The organism is Herbaspirillum sp. CAH-3 (assembly GCF_009668275.1).
GTDB classification, from domain to species: Bacteria; Pseudomonadota; Gammaproteobacteria; order Burkholderiales; family Burkholderiaceae_D; genus Herbaspirillum; species Herbaspirillum aquaticum.
Genome location: NZ_VSWE01000001.1, coordinates 324858 through 345880, shown reverse-complemented (window position 1 = coordinate 345880; position 21023 = coordinate 324858). Strand labels below are relative to the sequence as shown.

The window sequence follows — 21023 nt, the reverse complement described above, 5'->3', positions numbered from 1 at the left end:
CAGCTTCCCATCAGCGAAGAAAGCGACCATATAGGGGGAACAAGGACCGCCAGAGGTCCCAAGGAGACAAGGATGCAATACCAGGCAAACCGGCCCGGTGCCGGTGCATTGCTGGGGGCTTCGCCCCTGGTGCAGGCCAGCGCGGATGGTGTGCCGGACCTGCAGGCCATCGAACGCTCGCACCAGCGCAGCTCGTCCTACGGCATCACGCGCGGCCAGCGGCCCGACCTGGATTCACTCTCGCGCGCCGACCTGGCCCAGACGCTGGAAGCCAACCAGGCCCTCTCCGGCCATGCCCGCCCGGTCATGGAAACCCTCTACGACCAGATCCGCAATACCCACAGCATGGTGATCCTCTCGGACGCCGAGGGCACCATCCTGCATACGCTGGGCGACAGCGACTTCCTGGCCAAGGCCGATCGCGTAGCCCTGGGCCCGGGCGGACGCTGGTCCGAGCAATTGCGCGGCACCAATGCCATCGGCACGGCCCTCTTCGAGCAAAAACCCACTACCGTGCACGCCCAGCAGCATTACCTGGATGCCAACCGCTTCCTGACCTGCTCGGCCGCGCCCATCTTCGATCATCGCGGCCAAGTGCTGGGGGTGCTGGATGTCTCGGGCGAATGCGGCAGCTTCCACAAGCACACCATGGCCCTGGTGCGCATGTCGGCGCAGATGATTGAAAACCACCTGCTGGCCGGCAGCTTCCCCGATTGCATCACCCTGCACTTCCACAGCCGCGCCGAATTCGTGGGCACGCTGGTCGAAGGCATCGTCAGCTTCACACCGGGCGGGCGTTTCCTGGCGGCCAACCGCAGCGCGCAATTCCAGCTGGGGCTGACGCTCTCGACGCTGCAGTCGCATACCTTTGCGTCGCTCTTCGGGGTGCCGCTGTCGCTGCTGTTCGAACACCATCGCAAGGCCGCATCGGGCTTGCTGGAGCTGTGCCTGCACAACGGCATCCGCATCCATGGCCGCGCCGAGCTGAGGCTGCGCGACCAGCATTTCCAGAACGCGCGCGAGGCCGTGATCGAGGCCCCGGAAGCACTGCCCGCCAGTCCGGCCACACGCCAGGCACCGCCCATGCGCCCCCATCCGGGCCAGCCGCGTGGCGGCCTGAACGCCCTCGATACCGGCGACGCCCGCATGAGCGCCATCATCGCCAAGCTGCGCAAGGTGATCGACCGCGACATCCCGGTGCTCATCACCGGTGAAACCGGCACCGGCAAGGAGTGGCTGGCTCAAGCCATCCACCGCGAAAGCGCGCGCTTCCACGCCAGCCAAACCCGGGGTGGCGCAGCGCCTTTCGTGGCCGTGAATTGTTCGGCCATTCCAGAGAACCTGATCGAAGCCGAACTCTTCGGCTATGAAGACGGCGCCTTCACCGGTGCCCGCCGCAAGGGCGCGCTGGGCAAGATCGCGCAAGCCCAGGGCGGCACACTCTTCCTCGATGAAATCGGCGACATGCCGCTGGCCCTGCAGGGCCGCCTGCTGCGCGTGCTCCAGGAGCGCGCAGTGACGCCACTGGGCAGCCAGCGTGTGATCCCGGTGGACTTTGCGCTGGTCTGTGCCACCAACCAGCCCTTGCGCGAGATGGCCGCGCGCCATGCCTTCCGTGAAGATTTGTATTACCGCATCAACGGCTTGCAGGTAAAACTGCCCGCCTTGCGCGAGCGCAGCGACCTGGGCAAGCTGATCGACCGCATCCTGGAGCAGGAAGGCGGACGCCATGCCCCTCGCTTCGATGCCCAGGCCATGGCATTGCTGCAGGCCAGCCGCTGGCCGGGCAACCTGCGGCAGCTGTCCAACCTGATCCGCACCGCCCTGGCCATGGCCGATGGAGAGACCTGGATAGGCGTGGAACACCTGCCAGATGATTTTCTGGACGAGGCAGCGCCGCTGCAGGCGGCTGGTGGCATGCCGGCCCCCGCAACCCATGAAGAAACGGGCGAAAAGCCGCTGTCCATGCTCGACAGCGAATGGGCTGCCATCGAGCGTGCCCTGCGCACCCATGACGGCAACGTCAGCGCGGCCGCCAAGGCGCTGGGGGTGTCGCGCAATACGCTCTATCGCCGCTTCAAGTCACGCGGGCACTGAGCGGGGCAAGCGCGTCATATTCCTCATCGGAAAACAGCCGCGAGCGCGTCAGGAAGCGCTTGCCGCTGCCGTTCTCCAGCGAGAACATGCCGCCGTTGCCGGTGACCACATCGATGATCAGTTGCGTGTGTTTCCAGTATTCGAACTGGTCGGCACCGATGTAGAACGGCACCCCATCGATTTCCCCGAGATGCACGTCGGTGTCGCCCAGCGTAAAGTCGCCGGCCGGATAGCACATCGGCGCACTGCCATCGCAGCAGCCACCGGATTGAAAAAAGATCAGTTCGCCATGCCGCGCCTTCAACTGGCGCAGCAACTCCACCGTCGCCTCGGTGGCCGTCACCCTGGGCAATGCATTCATTCGCCGCTCTCCTGTTGAGTCTGGTTCTGCCAATAAAAGCGGCACCGGCCGCGAGAGTTGCGGACCGGTGCCGAAGCTGCCTTGCTGCAAGGAGTCAAACGAAATCACGCCATCAGAAGAAGCCCAGCGCCTTGGGGCTGTAGCTGACCAGCAGGTTCTTGGTCTGCTGGTAGTGATCCAGCATCATCTTGTGGTTTTCGCGGCCGATGCCGGATTGCTTGTAGCCGCCGAAGGCTGCATGTGCCGGATACAGGTGGTAGCAGTTGGTCCACACGCGACCGGCCTGGATCTCGCGGCCCATGCGGAAGGCACGCGTGCCATCGCGGGTCCACAGGCCCGCGCCCAGGCCGTAGAGGGTGTCGTTGGCGATGGCCAGGGCTTCTTCCTCGTCCTTGAAGGTGGTCACCGAGACCACGGGGCCAAAGATTTCTTCCTGGAAGATGCGCATCTTGTTGTTGCCCTGGAAGACGGTCGGCTTGACGTAGTAGCCCGTGGCCAGGTCGCCGCCCAGTTCTTCACGTCCGCCGCCGGCCAGCACCTTGGCGCCTTCCTGCTTGCCGATGTCGATGTAGGAGAGGATTTTTTCCAGCTGCTCCTGCGAAGCCTGCGCGCCGATCATGGTGCTCTTGTCCAGCGGATTGCCCTGCTTGATGGCGGCCACGCGTTTCAAGGCACGTTCGATGAAGCGGTCATAGATCGATTCCTGCACCAGCACGCGCGAGGGGCAGGTGCAGACCTCGCCCTGGTTCAGCGCGAACATGGCGAAGCCTTCCAGGGCCTTGTCGAAGAACTCGTCATCCTTGTCCAGCACGTCGGCAAAGAAGATGTTGGGCGACTTGCCACCCAGCTCCAGGGTCACCGGGATCAGGTTCTGCGAGGCGTACTGCATGATCAGGCGGCCGGTCGTGGTCTCGCCGGTGAAGGCGATCTTGGCGATGCGCTTGTTGGAGGCCAGCGGCTTGCCTGCTTCGACGCCAAAGCCCTGCACGATGTTGACCACGCCCGGCGGGATCAGGTCGGCAATCAGTTCGATGAGGACCATGATGGAAGCGGGCGTCTGCTCGGCCGGCTTCAACACCACGCAGTTGCCGGCAGCCAGTGCCGGGGCCAGCTTCCACACCGCCATCAGGATGGGGAAATTCCACGGGATGATCTGGCCGACCACGCCCAGCGGCTCATGGAAGTGATAGGCGTAAGTGTCGCTGTCGATGGGGCAGATGCTGCCTTCCTGGGTGCGCACGGCGGCGGCGAAATAGCGGAAGTGATCGATGGCCAGCGGGATGTCGGCGGCCATGGTTTCGCGGATGGGCTTGCCGTTGTCCAGGGTCTCGGCGGTGGCCAGCAATTCGAGGTTGGCTTCCATGCGGTCGGCGATCTTGAGCAGCATGTTGGCGCGCTCGGTGGGGGAAGTCTTGCCCCAGCTCTTCTTGGCCGCGTGGGCGGCGTCCAGCGCCAGCTCCACGTCTTCGGCGCTGGAACGCGCCACTTCACAGAAGGCGCGGCCGATCACCGGGCTGATGTTCTCGAAGTATTCGCCCTTGACCGGCGGCACGAATTTGCCACCGATGAAGTTGTCGTAACGTTGCTTGAAGGGATCGCGTACGCCGAGTTTGCTGATGTCTGCCAGGTTCATGTCGTCTCCGTTCGGTTTATGGTTGAAATCCCGCCGCGATCATGGCCGCAGCGGCGGTTCATCCCCCAAGATGGCAAATCGCATGCCAGCCTGCAAACCCGCTCTGCAAGCGCCTCTTGCGCCAGCGCCATTGTCACGCTGTGTCAATCTGGCGCAGCCTGGGACAGCGTTGAGCAACAGCCTGCCACACCCTGCGCACTTTTCTGCGGACGTAAAAAAACCGGCCAGAGGCCGGTCTTTCGTGCTTCATGAGGCGCGGGGAGCGCTGGATCAGACGGCATCCGGGCCGGTTTCGCCGGTACGGATACGGATCACCTGCTCCACTTCCTGCACGAAGATCTTGCCGTCGCCGATCTTGCCGGTGCGGGCCGCCTTGATGATGGCGTCCACGGCCTGCTCGACTACCTTGTCGTCCACCACGACCTCGATCTTGACCTTGGGCAGGAAGTCGACCACGTATTCGGCACCGCGATAGAGTTCGGTGTGACCCTTCTGGCGTCCGAAGCCCTTCACTTCGGTGACCGTCAGGCCCGTGACGCCGACTTCGGCGAGGGATTCACGCACCTCGTCCAGCTTGAACGGTTTGATGATGGCGGTCACTTGTTTCATGGCAATTCCTCTCTTGGTATGTCGTAAAGAAACGATTTCAACGATCTGTTGAATAGCGGATACAACCTTCGTTGTTATTTTACTGGCAAGGCCGTGGTGCCCTGCCCACTTGCACATTGTCAATCAGGCGTGCCCGGCTTTCAACCTTCTTGAACCAGCCGGGCCATAAAAAGCCGTTTTTTCAGGCCTCCAGATCGGGGATGCGCTCCAGATCCTGCAACCAGACCGTAGCCTCGCCATCGCTGGGCGCGCGCCAATCACCACGCGGCGAGAGCGAGCCGCCCGAACCGACCTTGGGGGCATTGGGCACGCAGGAGCGTTTGAACTGGCTGGTCTTGAAGAAGCGATAGACGAAGATGCCCAGGTTTTTCTTGATCTGCGGCAAGCTGTACTGGTTGCGCGCCCCATGCAGGCCATCCGGCCAATGGCCGATGCTGCGGTCTTGCCAGGCGCTGTGCGCCAGGAAAGCCACCTTGGCCGGCGTGAAGCCATAGCGCAGGATGTAATAGAGATTGAAATCCTGCAGCTCGTAGGGACCGATGAAATCCTGCGTGCGCTGGCCCGGCTCGCCGTCCGAGGCGCCCGGCACCAGTTCCGGGCTGATCTCGGTTTCGAGGATGTGGATCAGCACTTCCGGCTGCTTCAGTTCCAGCGAACCCGATTCGGCCACCCAGCGCACCAGGTGCGTGATCAAGGTCTTGGGCACGCTGGCGTTGACGTTGTAGTGCGACATGTGGTCGCCCACGCCATAGGTGCACCAGCCCAGCGCCAGTTCGGACAGGTCGCCGGTGCCGATGACGATGGCACCGTGATGATTGGCCAGGCGGAACAGGTGATTGGTGCGCTCGCCCGCCTGCACGTTTTCGAAGGTGATGTCATAGACCGGCTCACCGCGTGAATACGGGTGATCCAGGTCCTTCAACATCTGTTCGCAGCTGGGTCGGATATCGATCTCCTGCGCCGAACAGCCCACTTGCGCCATCAGCTGATGCGCCTGCACCAGCGTGCGGCTGCTGGTGGCAAAGCCGGGCATGGTATAGGCCAGGATGTTGGAACGCGGCAGGCCCAGCTTGTCCATGGCCTTGGCGCAGACCAGCAGCGCATGGGTCGAATCGAGGCCACCGGACACACCGATGACGACCTTCTTGATGTTCGAGGAAGACAGGCGCTGCACCAATGCCTGCACCTGGATGTTGTAGACCTCGCGGCAGCGCAGTTCGCGCTGTTCGGCATTGGCCGGCACGTAGGGGAAGCGCGCGACCCGGCGTTGCAGCGGCAAGTCCTGGTCTTGCGGAACCTGCACATCGAAACGCACTACCTCGAAGCGGCGCACTTCGTCGGCGTGGCGGCGCACCGACTGGCCAAACGTGGTCTGGTGGAAGCGTTCGCGCGAGAGGCGTTCCAGGTCGATGTCGGCATAGATCACGTGACCGCCTTCGGCGAAGCGCTCGGACTCGGCCAGCAGTTCACCGTTCTCGCAGATCAGGGCCTGGCCGTCCCAGGCCAGGTCGGTGGTGGACTCGCCATTGCCCGCCGACGAATACAGATAGGCCGCCAGGCAGCGCGCCGATTGCTGCGACACCAGCTGATGGCGGTAACCCGACTTGCCGACCACGATGTTGGAAGCCGACAGGTTCACCAGCACGGTGGCACCGGCCAGCGCGGCAAAGGAAGACGGCGGGATCGGCACCCACACGTCTTCGCAGATCTCGATATGGAAACGGAAGTCGGGGATGTTGCCGATCTCGAACAGCAGATGGCTGCCGAAGTCCACGTCCTGACCCAGCAGGCGGGTGCGGCGGGTGACGGCGCAATCGGCGCTGCTGAACTGGCGCGCTTCGTAGAATTCGCTGTAGTTGGGCAGGTAGCTCTTGGGCACCACACCCAGGATGCGGCCGGCATGCACGACCACGGCGCAGTTGTAGAGCTGGTGATCGACCTTCAGCGGCAGGCCGACGATGAGGGCCGGGGCGATGCGCAAGGAAGCCTGCAGCACCGATTGCAGGGCCTGCAGGGAAGCCTCCAGCAAGGCGCGCTGCTGGAACAGGTCTTCGCAGCTGTAGGCCGACAGGCCCAGTTCGGGGAAGGAAACCAGGGCCGCGCCACGGGCGGCGGCCTGTTCGGCCAGGGCGATGGTGCGCTCGGCGTTGAAGCCGGGATCGGCCACCTTGCAGTCCGGCACCGCCACGGCGACGCGTGCGAAACCGTGGTTGTAGAGATTGAAGAAGGGGCTTTGCATAGCGTGTGTTGGACTCCGTGCACTTCGCCAGGGCGGCGACGCGTTCTGTTCATTTTGCGTAGAATGCCTGTTCCAGCGGGGCCGAGGGCCGCGCCAACTTTCGCAGGTCACTCGCAGTCCATGGATTATCGCACGCGAATCGTTTCTTCTCTGGCCGAGATCGGCCCGGCCCGCTGGGACGCGCTGGTCGCCGCCCAGGCCGAGGGCAATCCTTTCCTCTCCTATGCCTTCCTGCATGCGCTGCATGAGAGCGGCAGCGCCAGTCCCGAGTCCGGCTGGGAGCCGCATTACCTGACGCTGTGGCAGGGCGAGGGCCAGCAGGAGCAACTGGTGGCCGCCCTGCCCCTGTACCGCAAGTTTCACTCCTACGGTGAATACGTCTTTGACTGGGCCTGGGCCGAGGCTTACCAGCGGCATGGCGTGGATTATTACCCCAAGCTGCTCTCGGCCATCCCCTTCACGCCGGTACGCGGCGCACGCCTGATGGCCATCGACGAGACCGCGCGCGGCGCGCTGGTAGCCGCACTACGGGCGCTGCAGGAGCGAAATGAAGTTTCCTCCACCCACATCCTCTATCCCCCGCCGGAACAGGCGCAGCAGCTGGCCGACGCCGGGTTCCTGCTGCGCAGCGGGGTGCAGTTCCATTGGCACAATGAAGGGTATGGCAATTTTGCGGAATTCGTCGACACGCTGGACCGCAAGAAGCGCAAGAACATCCTGGCCGAACGGCGCAAGGTGGCCGAGCAAGGCGTGCGCTTCGCCTGGCTGCGCGGGGCCGAGATCACGGAGGCGCACTGGCGCTTTTTCAATCGCTGCTATCGGCACACCTATGCCGCGCACTACTCCACGCCTTACCTGAACCTGGATTTCTTCCGCCGTATCGGTGAAACCATGCCGCAGCACCTGCTGCTGACGGTGGCGCTGCGGGGGGATGAGCCAATCGCTTCCTCGCTGACGGTGCATGACGCCGATACACTCTATGGCCGCTACTGGGGCGCACTGGAACACGTGCCCTGCCTGCATTTCGAGACCGCGTATTACCAGCCGCTGGAATTCTGCATCGCCGAGAAAATCACCTGGTTCGAAGGCGGTGCCCAGGGCGAGCACAAGATGGCACGCGGTTTCCTGCCGCAGAAGACCTGGTCGGCGCACTGGCTGGCGCATCCGGGGTTCTACGATGCGGTGGAGCACTTCCTCTCGCGGGAAAGCAATGGCATCGATGGCTATATCTCGGAGCTGAACGAGCACAATCCCTTCCGGGATCCGCCGCGCTGATTCGTCCTTCTCTCGCAGACATAAAAAAAACCGGTCCGTGCATCACACAGACCGGCCTCATCAAAAAATATAAACGATTTAAATCGTTTAAATCCTTTTAATTATTTATAGCCAACACGATCCAGCATCTGCAACACCTTCTGCTGGTTGGCACCGACCGCACCCACGTTGATGACTTCGGCCTTGAACGGGCCCATCTTCACCAGTGCCGGATTCTCGGTTTTCACGCTCTTGACGGCGGGCCACTCGTTGTTGCCCTCAGCGAAGTAGCGCTGGGCCGAATCGCTGGCCAGGTATTCCAGGAACTGCACGGCTTCAGCCTTGTGCGGCGCATGCTTGGCCACACCGCCACCGGCGATGTTGACATGCGCACCGTAGCTCTTCTGGTTGGGCCAGACGATGCCGACCTTTTCCATCAGTGCCACGTCTTCCGGCTTGGTCGAACGCAGCAGGCGCGCCACGTAATAGGAGTTGGAGATGGCCACGCCGCACTCACCCGAACCGACCGCCTTGATCTGGTCGGTATCGCCACCGACCGGCTGGCGCGCCTGGTTGGCAACCATGCCCTTCAAGATGGCTTCGGTCTTGGCCGCGCCGTCATGTTCCAGCAATGCGCCAAACAGCGACACGTTATACGGATGCGAACCGCTGCGGGTGCACAGCTTGCCCTTGTTCTTCGGGTCGCCAAGGGCCTCGTAGGTATCGACATCTTCCGGCTTGACGCTGGCCTTGTTGTAGACGATCACGCGGGCACGGGTGGAGAAACCGAACCACTGCGTACCCTCGCTGCCTTCCTTGCTGTGCAGGTTGGCGGGGATGCGCTCATCGAGCAGCTTGGACTTGACCGGCTGGAACAGCCCTTCGCTCTGTGCCTTCCACAGGCGGGCCGCATCCACCAGCAGGATCACGTCAGCGGGACTGGAAGCGCCTTCACTCTTCAAGCGCGCGAGGATGCCTGCATCATCACCGTCGACACGGTTGATCTTGATGCCGGTGGCCTTGGTGAAATCGGCGTAGAGCGCTTCGTCAGTCTGGTAGTGGCGCGCCGAATAGAGATTGATGACCTTCTCCTGCGCAAAGCTGGAAGCGGCAATGGCAGCCAGCACGGCGCCGACGGCGAGTTGACGGTGGAACATGGACCATCCTTTTCAAAAAGAGTGAACGACCGCCGTCGTGGAAACGGCGTTTTCTTTTGGCGCGGAAGGCGGTCCAGGGAGAGTGGACTTGGCTGTCGCAGTGGGCGATCTCGGGATCACCTCGTTGTGGGCGCATGGCGGTGACGCCATGGCAGTGCGGTTCATAGACCGCTGGCGACTATATCACAAACAAGAAGCATTATCATCTACACGGATGTACGTCGCGCCGGCCGCCATGGAAAACGCCCTTGCCGGCTCTCGCTCGGCAAGGGCGCGTCAGGCGCAATATGAAGAAATCAGATGAGCTTGACCGCAAAGTCCACACCAATGCCGGCCCACCATTCCTGTTCCTTCTGGAACCAGAAGGAAATGCTCGGATGCTCCTTGATGTAATCGCGGCGGATCTCCAGGTCGATGCGGCTCTTGAGCTTGACCCTGACCTTCTCCAGGTCCAGCGTGATGTGCGCATGGCGGAACATCACCGCCAGCCGCAAGGCCAGTACCGCCTTGGCGAAATCGACATCGGCCAGCATCTCGCTGATCTTTTTCAGGTTGCCCTTCTGCCCGAGGATCAGCGTGCTCATGAGGCGCTGCTCGCGCGTGGTGAAGCCGGGCAAGTCGGCATTGGCGATCATGTAGGCCGAATGCTTGTGATACCCGGTCGGCGACACCACCAGGCCGGTTTCATGCAGCAGTGCACTCCAGTAGAGATAGCGCGCATAGGAATCGGTAGCCGGCTTCAGGCTCTGGAAGAAGCCCTGCGCCGTATCGGCCACGCCGTGGGCGCGTGCCGCATCGACGTGGAAGCGGCGGGCGAATTCTTCCACCGAACGGTCGCGGCGGTCGGCCTTGGTGGCACGCAGTTGCAGGTCCCACATCACGCCCATGCGCAGGCCGGCTTCCACCGGGGTGATGACCTCGATGCCGAACTCCTGCATGAAGCCGATCAGCACCGCGAGTCCACCCATGATGACGCCGGCGCGGTCGGGCTTCATGCCATCGAGTGAAATCTGGCTGACGTGGCCGAAATCGATCAGGCGCTGCATCAGGTCGGCCAGGCTGGGCAGCGTGACGCGGCCGTCGCCCATGTTGTTGCGGCGGATGGTGTCGGCAATGGCACGCATGGTGCCGGAGGAGCCATAGACATTGACGCTGGCCGCATCGAAGCTGAACAGATGCACCGCATCTTCCACATGCGAACGGGCGGAAATGATGGCGCGCTCGAAGGCCGCTGCCGTGATCGCCCCATCGGGGAAGAAGGCCAGGCTCTGGTTGACGGTACCGATGCCAAAGGATTCGACGTGGCGGATATGTTCGCCCAGGCCACGGATGACTTCGGTGGAACCGCCGCCGATGTCGATGACCATGCGTTCTTCACCCGCATCGGACAGCACGCCGGCCACGCCCATGTAGATCAGGCGCCCTTCTTCCTCGCCGGAAATGATTTCGACCGGATAACCGATGGCGCGCTCCAGTTCCGGCAGCAGCTCGGCGGCATTCCTGGCCACGCGCAAGGTATTGGTGGCCACCACCCGCACGGCGGTCAGCGGGTAGTCGCGCAGGACGGAGCGAAAACGGGTCAGCGAGTCGATGGCGCTCTGGCAGGCCTGCGGCGTGAGGTTGCCGCTCTTGTCGATGCCCGCGGCCAGGCGGATGGGGTCACGCGCGCTCTTGATGACGCGTATGCCGTCGTCCTCATACTTGCCGATGTGCAAGCGAAAACTGTTGGAACCGAGATCTACCGCTGCAAACATGCATTTCCTTTCGCAAGGGTTGCGGGCCGGGCGGCGCGCAGCAATTGCTAAATAATTTAAACCGCATCCTGTCTCCCATCCGACAAGATAATGGGCGCGCATTACACTTTGATGACAGCTTGCACCCTGTAGAATGGCGGCTCAGCGAAGTCGTGCTGCGTTGCACATATTATTTTATACAATTTATCCCATTTTCCCTTCCATGCCCGGCATTCTTTACCTGGTTCCCAACACGCTGGGAACGACCGAGCTTGCTGCCGACCCCGGCGCAGTGCATCCGCTGGAGTCCATCATCCCGCGCCAGGTGCAGGCCATCGCGGCGCGCCTGGATTATTTTGTGGCCGAGAACGCCAAGACCACGCGCGCCTTCTTGAAGCTGCTGGACAGCAGCACCGCACTGGCCAAGCCCATCCAGGAAATCCAGATCAGCGAACTCAACGTCAACACGCCCCCGGCCGCCCTGCCCGCCTTGCTGGCACCGCTGCTGGAAGGCCGCGACGGTGGCCTGATCTCGGAAGCCGGTGTGCCGGCGGTGGCCGACCCCGGCGCCAACCTGGTGCGCCTGGCGCATCAGCACGGGATCACCGTGCGGCCGCTGGTGGGACCGTCGTCCCTGCTGCTGGCGGTGATGGCCAGCGGACTGAACGGCCAGAGCTTCGCCTTCAACGGCTACCTGCCCACCGACGCCGAAGCCCGCAGCAAGCGCATCCGCCAGTTGGAGGACCGCTCCCGCAAGGAGAAGCAGACCCAGCTGCTGATCGAAACGCCCTATCGCAACGGTGCCATGCTGGAAGCGCTGGCGCAGTCCTGCCAGCCGGGCACGCTGATCTGCGTGGCGACCGATCTTTCGCTGCCCACCGAAACGGTACGCACGCAGAGCGCCGCGCAATGGAAGGCCGCGCTGGCGGCCAACAAGGCACCGGACTTCCACAAGAAGCCGACGGTGTTCCTGCTGCTGGCTGAATAAGCATCACAAAAAAACAAAGGCCGGTTGCATCAGCAACCGGCCTTTTGCTTGAATGCTGCGGAATCGCTCAGCGCAACTGCGACAACGGCGCCGACATCAAGGTCTTGGCAAAGCCCGCACCGAAGGCCACACCGAATTTCTTCAACACGCGTTCGGAGAGATTCTCGGTCTGGGTGTAGTCCACCACATCCTCGGCCTTGATCACATCGCGCGCCACGCTGTCGACCGTCCCATAGCCATCGGCCAGGCCCAGTTCGACTGCCTTGGAGCCGGTCCACACCAGGCCCGAGAAGGTGTCCGGGGTTTCCTTCAGGCGCGTGCCGCGGCCCTGGCGCACCACTTCGATGAACTGCTGGTGGATCTCCTGCAGCATCGATTGCGCGTATTCACGCTGCTTGGGGCTCTGCGGGCTGAAGGGATCGAGGAAGCTCTTGTTCTCGCCCGCCGTCAACAGGCGACGCTCCACGCCCAGCTTGTCCATCAGGCCGGTGAAGCCGAAGCCATCCATCAGCACGCCCACCGAACCGATCAGGCTGGCCTTGTTGACGTAGATCTTGTCGGCCGCCACGGCGATGTAATAGCCGCCCGAAGCGCACATCTCTTCGACCACCACATAGATCGGCTTCTTGGGATAGGCCTTGCGCAGGCGGGTGATCTCGTCGTTGATCATGCCGGCCTGCACGGGGCTGCCGCCGGGGCTGTTGATCTTCAGGATCACGCCCACCGAGTCGCTGGCCGCAAAGGCTTTATCCAGCGCCGGAATGACCACCCCGGCCGAACCCTGGCCTTCGGATTCGATGGTGCCGCGAATCTCGACCAGGGCGGTATGGGTGCCCAGCGGTTCGCTCTCGATCTTGTTGTAGGTGAAGGCCATCCAGCCGCCCAGCACGATCACCACCAGGATGGCGATGCGGAAGAAGATGCCCCAGCGGCGGCGGGCGCGCTGTTCCTTGACGGCGAACAGGGCCAGCTTTTCCAGGACGTCGCGCTCCCAGCCGCTCTTCTTGTCCTCGCGCACGCTGGCGGGGATGGAGGAAGACGGTGCTGCGGGCGGCGGGGAAGCCGGGGAAGAAGAAGACTGGGGGGGACGGTCTTGCGGGTTGTCAGATTCGTTGTTGCTCATAGGCTCACTCTGGGCAGCGCCATCGCGCTACGCTGGTTTTTCCGCGAAGCTCATGCCTCGACGGGCTGGACGATGTCATCCGGACGCCAGAACACCTGGCCGTCGCGTTCCACCGCCATGATCTTACGCAAATGCGCACCGGTACAAGGTCCGCCTGCGCATTTTCCGGTATCGGGCGCATAAACCGCGCCATGTGTTGCGCACATGAGATACAGGCCGCTGGATTCAAAGAATTCCCCTTCCGCCCAATCCAGTTCGATGGGCACATGGGCGCAACGATTCAGGTAGCCGTACACCACGCCGCCATAGCGCACCACGAAGCCGGTGGTCTCATCCCCGTGTACCTGCACCGGGAAGCGCTTGCCCAGGCCGCCCTCCTGGAGGGCGGCTGAGGGGCAGATGAAGATTTCTTCAGGCGTCGTCATGGCAAGCCGCCTCAGGCGTGGTCATTGAGCCATTGATGCAGCTCGCGGATGGAACGGGCTGAATAAAGCGGCGCCAAGGTCTGCAGCTGCTGCGGCGGATGCGCGCCGAACTCCACCGCCACACCCTTGGCTCCGGCGTTGATGGCCATCTGCAGGTCGTGGGTGGTGTCGCCGATCATGACGGTGCGGTGCATGTCCTGGCCCAGTTCGCGGGTCAGTTCCTGCAGCATGGCCGGATGCGGCTTGGAGAAGGTTTCATCGGCGCAGCGCGTGGCATCGAATTTGGAGAGCAGGCCGGTGCTGTTCATGGCGCGGTTCAGCCCCACCCGGCTCTTGCCGGTGGCCACGGCCAGGAAATAGCCCTGCTGCGACAGGTCGGCCAGCATCTCGGGCACGCCCTCGAAGAGCGTGAGGTCCTTGTCCTGGCCGAGATAGTGATGGCGATAGCGCTCCACGATGCGCGGATAGTACTTCGGGTCCACATCAGGAATGGCGGCCTGCATCGCGTCCTGCAAACCAAGGCCGATCACGTAGGACGCCGCGCTCTTGTCGGGAATGGGCAGCCCGAGGTCGCGCGCGGCCGCCTGGATGCAGCGCACGATGGTCGAGGTGCTGTCCATGAGGGTGCCGTCCCAGTCGAAGACGATCAGGTCGAATTGCTTTCTTGCCATGTGCTGAGCTCTTTCCGCTGGCACGCTGCCGGTTCGATTGCCATGATGGCAATTGCCAGATGAGCATGCGTTTCTGTTAATGCCGGGCAGAAAGTATCACATCCCGGCCGTCTGCGCGCATCCCTTCACTCTTCGGTTCCGGCCAACATGTTGTGGGGCAGCAGGTCACCCTCGGCACCGCCTTCGAGGCTGCGCAGGAAGCGCGCGCATTCCTCGGGCAGGCCGGCCTTGAGGGTGACGGTCTCGCCACTTTCCGGATGGCGGAAACTGATGCGCCAGGCATGCAGGAACATGCGCTTGAAGGCCACGCGATTGCCATCGGCCTTCTGCAGCGACTTGTTCAACGTGAAATCGCCGTACTTGTCATCGCCCACGATGGGAAAACCGCTGGAAGACAGGTGCACCCGGATCTGATGGGTGCGACCGGTCTTGAGTTCAGCTTCCAGCAAGGCAAATTCACCGAAACGGCGCAACAGCGAGAAGATCGTATGCGAAGGCTGGCCATCGGCCTGCACCCGCACGCGGCGCTCGCCGTCCGGGGTGCTGTACTTGAAGAGCGGCAACTTCACGTGCTGGCGGGCATTCTTCCAGTCGCCCTGGACCAGCGTGAAATACCGCTTGTCGGTGGTACCTTCGCGCATCTGGTCGTGCAGGTTGGTCAGGGCCGAACGCTTCTTGGCGATCAGCAGCACGCCCGAGGTATCGCGGTCCAGGCGGTGCACCAGCTCCAGGAACTTGGCCTGCGGGCGCGCTGCGCGCAGCTGCTCGATCACGCCATAGCTCACGCCCGAGCCGCCATGCACGGCCACGCCGGCCGGCTTGTCGATGACCAGCATGTGGCTGTCTTCCAGCAGGATGCGGAATTCGGCCCCGGGAACCACCTGATCTTGCTTCTCGGCAACTCGTATTGGCGGCACGCGCACCACGTCGCCTTCGGCCAGGCGATAGGTCTGGTCGATGCGGCCCTTGTTGACGCGCACCTCGCCCGAACGCAGGACACGGTAGATATGGCTCTTGGGAACACCCTTGCAGATACGCAGCAGGAAATTGTCAATCCGCTGCCCGGCTTCTTCGTCGGAAATGGTCAGCAACTGCACCTGGGGAAGGTTCTGCGAGGCGGCTTCGCTCCGGGAGGCAGGCGCGGTTGCGGCGCTTTCAGAAGCCCCCCTAGAAAATCTCGCTAAGTCCTTCATTTTGAATATATAATCGTTCGACGCTGAACAAAAAATCAGCGTCAGTAGAATAAAAAGGAACATTCTACACAAGAGGAGACTTCGTCAGCCTCGCTCATTTGCAAAATAGACGGAGGGGGCCCCGAAAACCACGACGCGCGGCATCGCAGACGCAATAAAAGCGCTGCAACGGTTGACAATACAGCCGATCATGCCGCTTGCCTGGTCCACGTAAAGGCCTCGAAACGAGTACGCACCTTCCCTGCGCGATTCCAGTTTGCACCGCAGTTGCAATCGGACAGCGCGCCTGGAAGTGGAACAGAATTGTTTGGATCATCAGGATAAAAGTCTGGCAAGACTCGCATCCGGTGTTCCGGTTCAGGTCCGCAGCGCACAGCCCCCGGCAAAGCAGTATCTTGCAGCGCAACCGGCGGCAGGCTCATCCGCCCGCCCCTCTTGCAGCGCATTGCCCGGGCCAATGCCGCAGTCCTGGCCGAAGCACCGCGAAGCTTGCCGGTTGATGCAACAGAACCCGATCGCCGTCGCCAACCCATCACCATGTTACGTTTGGCTCCACAGACCAGCTTACCGTCCGCAGTTGCCTGCGCGACCGCCTATGGCGGAGCGCGCGGCGCGGATACGGTGCTGCCCGGCGTTCCCGTCTGCCGCATCCGCGCCCCCTTGTGCTGGAGCGCCCGCTAAGGCGCACTCACACAATCAAGGCAATTCCCTCCCCAATCACTTCGTTCTCGCGTACATCCCCTGTACTTTTGGCCCGCTACCACATACGGACGGGCCATTTGAAGGATCTTCGGATCCCGGAGTGAAAACATGAAACGTATGTTGTTCAACGCCACGCAGCAGGAAGAACTGCGCGTAGCGATCGTTGACGGTCAGAAACTGATCGACATCGACATCGAAACCACCGGACGCGAGCAGCGCAAGTCCAACATCTACAAGGGCGTCATCACCCGCATCGAGCCCTCGCTGGAAGCCTGCTTCGTCAACTACGGCGAAGAGCGCCACGGCTTCCTGCCCTTCAAGGAAGTGGCCCGCACCTATTTCAAGGAAGGCATTGACGTCCGCAACGCCAGCATCAAGGAAGCGCTGCGCGAAGGCCAGGAAATCATCGTCCAGGTCGAGAAGGAAGAACGCGGCAACAAGGGCGCGGCCCTGACCTCGTTCATCTCCCTGGCCGGCCGCTACCTGGTGCTCATGCCCAACAACCCGCGCGGCGGTGGCGTCTCGCGCCGCGTCGAAGGCGAAGACCGCCAGGAACTGCGCGAAACCATGGACAAGCTGGACCTGCCCAGCGGCATGTCCGTCATCGCCCGTACCGCCGGCATCGGCCGCAACGTCGATGAACTGCAGTGGGACCTGAACTACCTGATGCAACTCTGGCGCGCCATCGAAGGCGCCGGCCAGTCCGGCTCGGGTGCCTTCCTGATCTACCAGGAATCGTCACTGGTCATCCGCGCCATCCGCGACTACTTCCAGCCCGACATCGGCGAAATCCTGATCGATACCGACGACATCCACGACCAGGCCCAGCAGTTCATGGCCCACGTGATGCCGGACATGGTCCATCGCGTCAAGCGCTACCGCGACGACGTGCCGCTGTTCTCGCGCTTCCAGATCGAACACCAGATCGAGACCGCCTACTCGCGTACGGTCCCGCTGCCTTCCGGCGGCGCCATCGTCATCGACCACACTGAAGCGCTGGTGTCGGTGGACGTGAACTCGGCGCGCGCCACCCGTGGCAGCGACATCGAGACCACCGCCTTCAACACCAACCTCGAAGCCGCCGATGAAGTGGCCCGCCAGTTGCGCCTGCGCGACCTGGGCGGCCTGATCGTGATCGACTTCATCGACATGGAGAACTCCAAGAACCAGCGCGAAGTGGAAGGCCGCCTCAAGGACGCCCTGCACCACGACCGCGCCCGCGTTCAGATGGGCAAGATCTCCCGCTTCGGCCTGATGGAACTGTCGCGCCAGCGCTTGCGTCCGTCGCTGTCCGAAGGCAGCCACGTGACCTGCCCGCGTTGCAACGGCACCGGCCACATCCGCGATACCGAATCCTCCGCCCTGCAGGTGCTGCGCATCATCCAGGAGGAGGCGATGAAGGAAAATTCAGCCGCCATCCACGTGCAAGCGCCGGTGGACGTGGCCGCCTTCCTGTTGAACGAGAAGCGTGGCGAAATCCTGAAGATCGAGACGCGCCATCGCGTCACGGTCATCATGATCCCCAACAAGCACCTGGAAACCCCGCACTACAAGATGGAACGGATCAAGCACGACGATCCGCGCCTGGACGACGCCCAAGCCAGCTACACCATGGCCGAGCAAGCCGATACCGATATCGGCTACAGCAAGCGCCAGAAGGAAGAAGTGCGTCCGCGCCAGGAAGCCGTGGTCAAGGGCATCACCCCCGACCAGCCGGCCCCGATCGTCGAGCGCAAGGCCCCGGAACCGGTGGCTGCCCCCGTACCGCCGCCGACCCTGGCCCCGGAATCGGGCCTGCTGGGCAAGATCTTCGCCTTCTTCCGCAAGAAGCCGGTCGCACCGGTGGAAGTGCCGGCGCCGGTGGAAGCCAAGGCCCCGGCCAAGCGCGAAGGTGATCGCAATGGCCGTGGTGGCGACCGCAATGGCCGCAACCGCAACCGTGGTGAACGCGGTGAGCGTGGCGAGCGCGTCGAACGTGGCGAGCGCAATGCTGAGCAGCGTGCCCCGCGTGGCCCGGCTGCCGTCGAACTGAAGACCGGCGACGCCGCTGAATCCAAGCAAGCCCGTGCACCGCGTGGTCCGCGCGAGCCCAAGGAAGGCCGCGAACCGCGTGAAGGCCGTGAAGTGCGCGAGGGCCGCGAGCCGCGCGAAGCCCGCGAAGGCCAGGAACCGAAGGAAGCCCGCCGCAACGAGCCGCGTGAAGCCCGTGAGCCCCGCGAACCGCGCGAAGGCCGCGAGCCGCGCGAGGGTCGTGAAGGCCGTGAACCGCGCCAGCCGCGTGAACCGCGTGCCCCGCGTGGTGAACGCAAGGACCTGAAGGCCGAGGAAGGCCTGCCGCTGGAAGTCGCACTGGCTGCCGGCGCAGCCACCGCAGGCGTAGCAGTTGCCGCCGGTGCCGTGGCCCTGTCCAATGACGAGCAAGCCGCCCAGGTGGAAGCTGCGCAAGTCGAAGGCTCCGAAGCCACTGAAGGCGTCGAGGGCGCGGAAGCTGCCGAAGGCGGCACCGAACCGCGTCGTCGTCGCCGTCGTGGCGGCCGCAACCGTCATCGTCGCGAACGTGATGAAAACGGCAATGTGATCGACAACGGCGAAGGTGAAGGAAACGAGCAATCCGAAGCCGCCGAAGGCGTAGAGACGGTGGTCGTGGCCAGCGCCGTTGCTGCCAGCGTGAACGTCGAGACCGTCGCCGAGACCCCGGCCGCTCCCGTGGAAGTGGCGCAAGCCGCTGTGGCGCAGGCCTCCTTCGCTGCCTCCCCGGTGCCGGAACAAGCCCCGTCTGAGGCTGCCGTGCACGTGGAAAGCGGCGTGAACTCGGTCGAAGCCGTGGCCGCAGCCGCTGCTGAAGCGACCCAGGCCGTGTTCTCGAACCAGCCGGCCATCGAACCGGCGGCCCCGTCGATCGATGCCAGCTTCGCCCCGACCCCGGCCTTCGAGCCGGTGCAAGCCCCCGCTGCGGCTCCTGCCGCATCGGAAGCCCCGGTCGAGGTGGTGCATGCTGCTCCTGCAGCACCGGCCGTGCCGCAACAGATCAGCCTGCTGGACGCCGTTGAATCCAGCCCGGCACCGGTGGCCGTCGAACCGGCCCCGGTCGTGGCGCAAGCCGCACCGGCAGCCGCTGCTGCCCCTGCACCCGCAGCGGCAGCCAGCACTGGCAACGGCGCCCGCTCGGAGTCGCTGGAGCAGATGCTGTCGCAAGCCGGCCTGACCCTGGCCACGACCGATCCGGTCAAGCTGCGCGCTGCCCAGGAAGCCGCGGCTGCCTTCGTCCCGGCACCGCGCGTGCCGCGCGAGCGCAAGCCGCTGCCGCCGCAGTCGACCGAACCGCTGGTGCAGGTCGAAACCCGCCGTTGATAAAGCATCCGGCCACCCTGCCGCAGGGTGGACCGGAAGCTGGAAATCGTGGCAATGATCAAGGGAGCTCAGGCTCCCTTTTTCATGTCTACAGGTTTTCGAATGAAGCCTTTGCCTTCACCGTCCATCGGCAACAGACCTCCTATTTGGGCACAGTTGCCACCTCGCCGCCGCGATACAGTCACGGCAGTCCACGACCACGCTGCAAGCCAGACGCCAGCGGGGCCGCACGGCGGGCGGCAGCTAGCGCGAGATTCAGTCGTACGCATACACTATATGCATGATTGTGCATCTGCGCGCCAGCCGCAGGCGTGCTATCGTTACACACCTTTTATCGCCAGATCGTATGAACAAGCGCGTCATCCCCATCGTCGATGTCCGGCAAGCCCCGACTGCTATTGCGGCCGGCCTGCTGACGCCGGTCGCGGTCGAGCCGACCGGCTGGCTGGGCGACAGCCTGGGACGTCCGCTGCACGACCTGCGCATCTCGGTGACTGACCGCTGCAATTTCCGCTGTGTCTATTGCATGCCCAAGGATGTCTTCGACAAGCAATACCAGTTCCTCCCGCACTCCGACCTGCTGACCTTCGAAGAGCTGACCCGCGTGGCGGCCCAGTTCGTGGCGCATGGCGTGCGCAAGATCCGCCTGACCGGCGGCGAGCCGCTGCTGCGCAAGAACATCGAGACCTTGATAGCCATGCTGGCCGCCCTGCGCACCCCGGACGGCGAAGAAATCGACCTGACCCTCACCACCAACGGCACGCTGTTGAAGCAGAAGGCCCAGGCGCTCAAGGCGGCCGGGCTCAGGCGCGTGACGGTGTCGCTGGATTCCCTGGATGACGAGAGCTTCCGCCGCATGAACGACGTCGACTTCCCGGTGGCGCGCGTGCTGGAAGGGATAGAAGCGGCGCACGCCGCCGGGCTCGGTCCGATCAAGATCAACATGGTGGTCAAGAAGGGCGTCAACGACGACCAGATCCTGCCCATGGCGCGCTACTTCAAGGGCAGCCCGGCCATCCTGCGCTTCATCGAATACATGGACGTGGGTTCATCCAACGGCTGGCGCATGGATGAAGTGCTGCCCTCGCGCGAAGTGGTCCGCCGCATCGCCGCCGAGATGCCCTTGGAAGTGGCCGACCCCAACTACACCGGCGAGACCGCCGAGCGCTGGCGCTATGTGGATGGCAGCGGCGAGATCGGCGTGATCTCCAGCGTGACCCAGGCTTTCTGCCAGGATTGTTCACGCGCGCGCCTCTCTACCGAAGGCAAGGTCTACACCTGCCTCTTCGCCAGCGAAGGCCATGACCTGCGCAGCCTGGTGCGCAATGGCAGCAGCGATGCCGAGATTGCCGGTGCCATCGCCGCCCTCTGGGGCCAGCGCGGCGACCGTTATTCCGAGCTGCGCAGCGCCATGCAGGCGACCCCGGCGCGCAAGGTCGAGATGTCTTACATCGGCGGCTGATCCGGCACGCCTGCCCTGCTCCTTC

The 21023-nt window shown here is 63.4% G+C and carries 15 protein-coding genes; 5 read left to right on the top strand and 10 right to left on the bottom strand.

The window, feature by feature from the left end; all coding sequences use genetic code 11:
* Positions 1 to 72 precede the first annotated feature (72 nt).
* Positions 73 to 2097, top strand: a complete 2025-nt coding sequence (locus FYB76_RS01620; protein ID WP_154132464.1) for a sigma-54-dependent Fis family transcriptional regulator — start codon at positions 73 to 75, stop codon at positions 2095 to 2097.
* On the opposite strand, the gene FYB76_RS01615 is transcribed toward FYB76_RS01620, so the two are convergent.
* From FYB76_RS01615 to FYB76_RS01600, 4 genes are all read right to left on the bottom strand, one after another.
* On the bottom strand, positions 2078 to 2458 hold the full coding sequence (locus FYB76_RS01615) for a DUF779 domain-containing protein (protein ID WP_154132463.1): 381 nt from the start codon (positions 2456 to 2458) through the stop codon (positions 2078 to 2080). The genes FYB76_RS01620 and FYB76_RS01615 overlap by 20 nt on opposite strands.
* 112 nt (positions 2459 to 2570) lie before the next feature.
* Positions 2571 to 4091: an aldehyde dehydrogenase gene (adh, locus tag FYB76_RS01610; protein WP_088754296.1), complete on the bottom strand. Its 1521-nt coding sequence runs from the start codon at positions 4089 to 4091 to the stop codon at positions 2571 to 2573.
* A 270-nt stretch (positions 4092 to 4361) separates the two neighbouring features.
* Positions 4362 to 4700, bottom strand: a complete 339-nt coding sequence (locus tag FYB76_RS01605; protein WP_006463535.1) for a P-II family nitrogen regulator — start codon at positions 4698 to 4700, stop codon at positions 4362 to 4364.
* A 181-nt stretch (positions 4701 to 4881) separates the two neighbouring features.
* Positions 4882 to 6939, bottom strand: coding sequence for an NAD(+) synthase (locus tag FYB76_RS01600; RefSeq protein ID WP_088754295.1), 2058 nt, complete (start codon positions 6937 to 6939; stop codon positions 4882 to 4884).
* A gap of 120 nt (positions 6940 to 7059) precedes the next feature.
* Here FYB76_RS01600 and FYB76_RS01595 point away from each other — a divergent pair, with 120 nt between their 5' ends.
* Positions 7060 to 8214 carry a GNAT family N-acetyltransferase gene (locus FYB76_RS01595; RefSeq protein ID WP_187697636.1) on the top strand — a complete coding sequence of 385 codons (1155 nt, stop codon included), beginning with the start codon at positions 7060 to 7062 and terminating at the stop codon, positions 8212 to 8214.
* Positions 8215 to 8315: 101 nt separating this feature from the next.
* On the opposite strand, the gene FYB76_RS01590 is transcribed toward FYB76_RS01595, so the two are convergent.
* Positions 8316 to 9350, bottom strand: a complete 1035-nt coding sequence (locus FYB76_RS01590; protein ID WP_154132462.1) for an extracellular solute-binding protein — start codon at positions 9348 to 9350, stop codon at positions 8316 to 8318.
* 296 nt (positions 9351 to 9646) lie between these two features.
* Positions 9647 to 11104, bottom strand: coding sequence for a Ppx/GppA phosphatase family protein (locus tag FYB76_RS01585; protein WP_088754292.1), 1458 nt, complete (start codon positions 11102 to 11104; stop codon positions 9647 to 9649).
* 202 nt (positions 11105 to 11306) lie between these two features.
* On the opposite strand from FYB76_RS01585, the gene FYB76_RS01580 reads away from it, so the two are divergent.
* A complete protein-coding gene (locus tag FYB76_RS01580) occupies positions 11307 to 12071 on the top strand; it encodes an SAM-dependent methyltransferase (RefSeq protein ID WP_154132461.1) in 765 nt (254 codons plus the stop codon).
* A 67-nt stretch (positions 12072 to 12138) separates the two neighbouring features.
* Here FYB76_RS01580 and FYB76_RS01575 read toward each other — a convergent pair whose 3' ends face one another.
* From FYB76_RS01575 to rluC, 4 genes are all read right to left on the bottom strand, one after another.
* Entirely contained in the window at positions 12139 to 13194 is a 1056-nt protein-coding gene (locus tag FYB76_RS01575) for a S49 family peptidase (RefSeq protein WP_154132460.1), read from the bottom strand.
* Between the two features lie 50 nt (positions 13195 to 13244).
* Positions 13245 to 13619 carry a Rieske (2Fe-2S) protein gene (locus tag FYB76_RS01570; RefSeq protein ID WP_034332207.1) on the bottom strand — a complete coding sequence of 125 codons (375 nt, stop codon included), beginning with the start codon at positions 13617 to 13619 and terminating at the stop codon, positions 13245 to 13247.
* 11 nt (positions 13620 to 13630) lie between these two features.
* Positions 13631 to 14290: an HAD-IIIA family hydrolase gene (locus tag FYB76_RS01565; protein WP_034331648.1), complete on the bottom strand. Its 660-nt coding sequence runs from the start codon at positions 14288 to 14290 to the stop codon at positions 13631 to 13633.
* A 125-nt stretch (positions 14291 to 14415) separates the two neighbouring features.
* Positions 14416 to 15483, bottom strand: coding sequence for a 23S rRNA pseudouridine(955/2504/2580) synthase RluC (gene rluC, locus FYB76_RS01560; RefSeq protein WP_154132459.1), 1068 nt, complete (start codon positions 15481 to 15483; stop codon positions 14416 to 14418).
* Between the two features lie 810 nt (positions 15484 to 16293).
* Between rluC and FYB76_RS01555 the strand changes: the two genes are divergently transcribed.
* Both FYB76_RS01555 and moaA read left to right on the top strand, forming a co-directional pair.
* Positions 16294 to 19536 carry an Rne/Rng family ribonuclease gene (locus tag FYB76_RS01555; RefSeq protein WP_154132458.1) on the top strand — a complete coding sequence of 1081 codons (3243 nt, stop codon included), beginning with the start codon at positions 16294 to 16296 and terminating at the stop codon, positions 19534 to 19536.
* A 346-nt stretch (positions 19537 to 19882) separates the two neighbouring features.
* Positions 19883 to 20998, top strand: a complete 1116-nt coding sequence (moaA, locus tag FYB76_RS01550) for a GTP 3',8-cyclase MoaA (RefSeq protein ID WP_088754286.1) — start codon at positions 19883 to 19885, stop codon at positions 20996 to 20998.
* The last annotated feature ends 25 nt before the right edge of the window (positions 20999 to 21023 follow it).

Coding starts and splice junctions, on each gene's coding strand:
- FYB76_RS01580 (WP_154132461.1), top strand. CDS start 11,307: ATGCCCGGCATTCTTTACCTGGTTCCCAACACGCTGGGAACGACCGAG.
- FYB76_RS01600 (WP_088754295.1), bottom strand. CDS start 6,939: ATGCAAAGCCCCTTCTTCAATCTCTACAACCACGGTTTCGCACGCGTC.
- FYB76_RS01620 (WP_154132464.1), top strand. CDS start 73: ATGCAATACCAGGCAAACCGGCCCGGTGCCGGTGCATTGCTGGGGGCT.
- rluC (WP_154132459.1), bottom strand. CDS start 15,483: ATGAAGGACTTAGCGAGATTTTCTAGGGGGGCTTCTGAAAGCGCCGCA.
- FYB76_RS01575 (WP_154132460.1), bottom strand. CDS start 13,194: ATGAGCAACAACGAATCTGACAACCCGCAAGACCGTCCCCCCCAGTCT.
- FYB76_RS01555 (WP_154132458.1), top strand. CDS start 16,294: ATGAAACGTATGTTGTTCAACGCCACGCAGCAGGAAGAACTGCGCGTA.
- FYB76_RS01605 (WP_006463535.1), bottom strand. CDS start 4,700: ATGAAACAAGTGACCGCCATCATCAAACCGTTCAAGCTGGACGAGGTG.
- FYB76_RS01590 (WP_154132462.1), bottom strand. CDS start 9,350: ATGTTCCACCGTCAACTCGCCGTCGGCGCCGTGCTGGCTGCCATTGCC.
- adh (WP_088754296.1), bottom strand. CDS start 4,091: ATGAACCTGGCAGACATCAGCAAACTCGGCGTACGCGATCCCTTCAAG.
- FYB76_RS01565 (WP_034331648.1), bottom strand. CDS start 14,290: ATGGCAAGAAAGCAATTCGACCTGATCGTCTTCGACTGGGACGGCACC.
- FYB76_RS01595 (WP_187697636.1), top strand. CDS start 7,060: ATGGATTATCGCACGCGAATCGTTTCTTCTCTGGCCGAGATCGGCCCG.
- FYB76_RS01585 (WP_088754292.1), bottom strand. CDS start 11,104: ATGTTTGCAGCGGTAGATCTCGGTTCCAACAGTTTTCGCTTGCACATC.
- moaA (WP_088754286.1), top strand. CDS start 19,883: ATGAACAAGCGCGTCATCCCCATCGTCGATGTCCGGCAAGCCCCGACT.
- FYB76_RS01570 (WP_034332207.1), bottom strand. CDS start 13,619: ATGACGACGCCTGAAGAAATCTTCATCTGCCCCTCAGCCGCCCTCCAG.
- FYB76_RS01615 (WP_154132463.1), bottom strand. CDS start 2,458: ATGAATGCATTGCCCAGGGTGACGGCCACCGAGGCGACGGTGGAGTTG.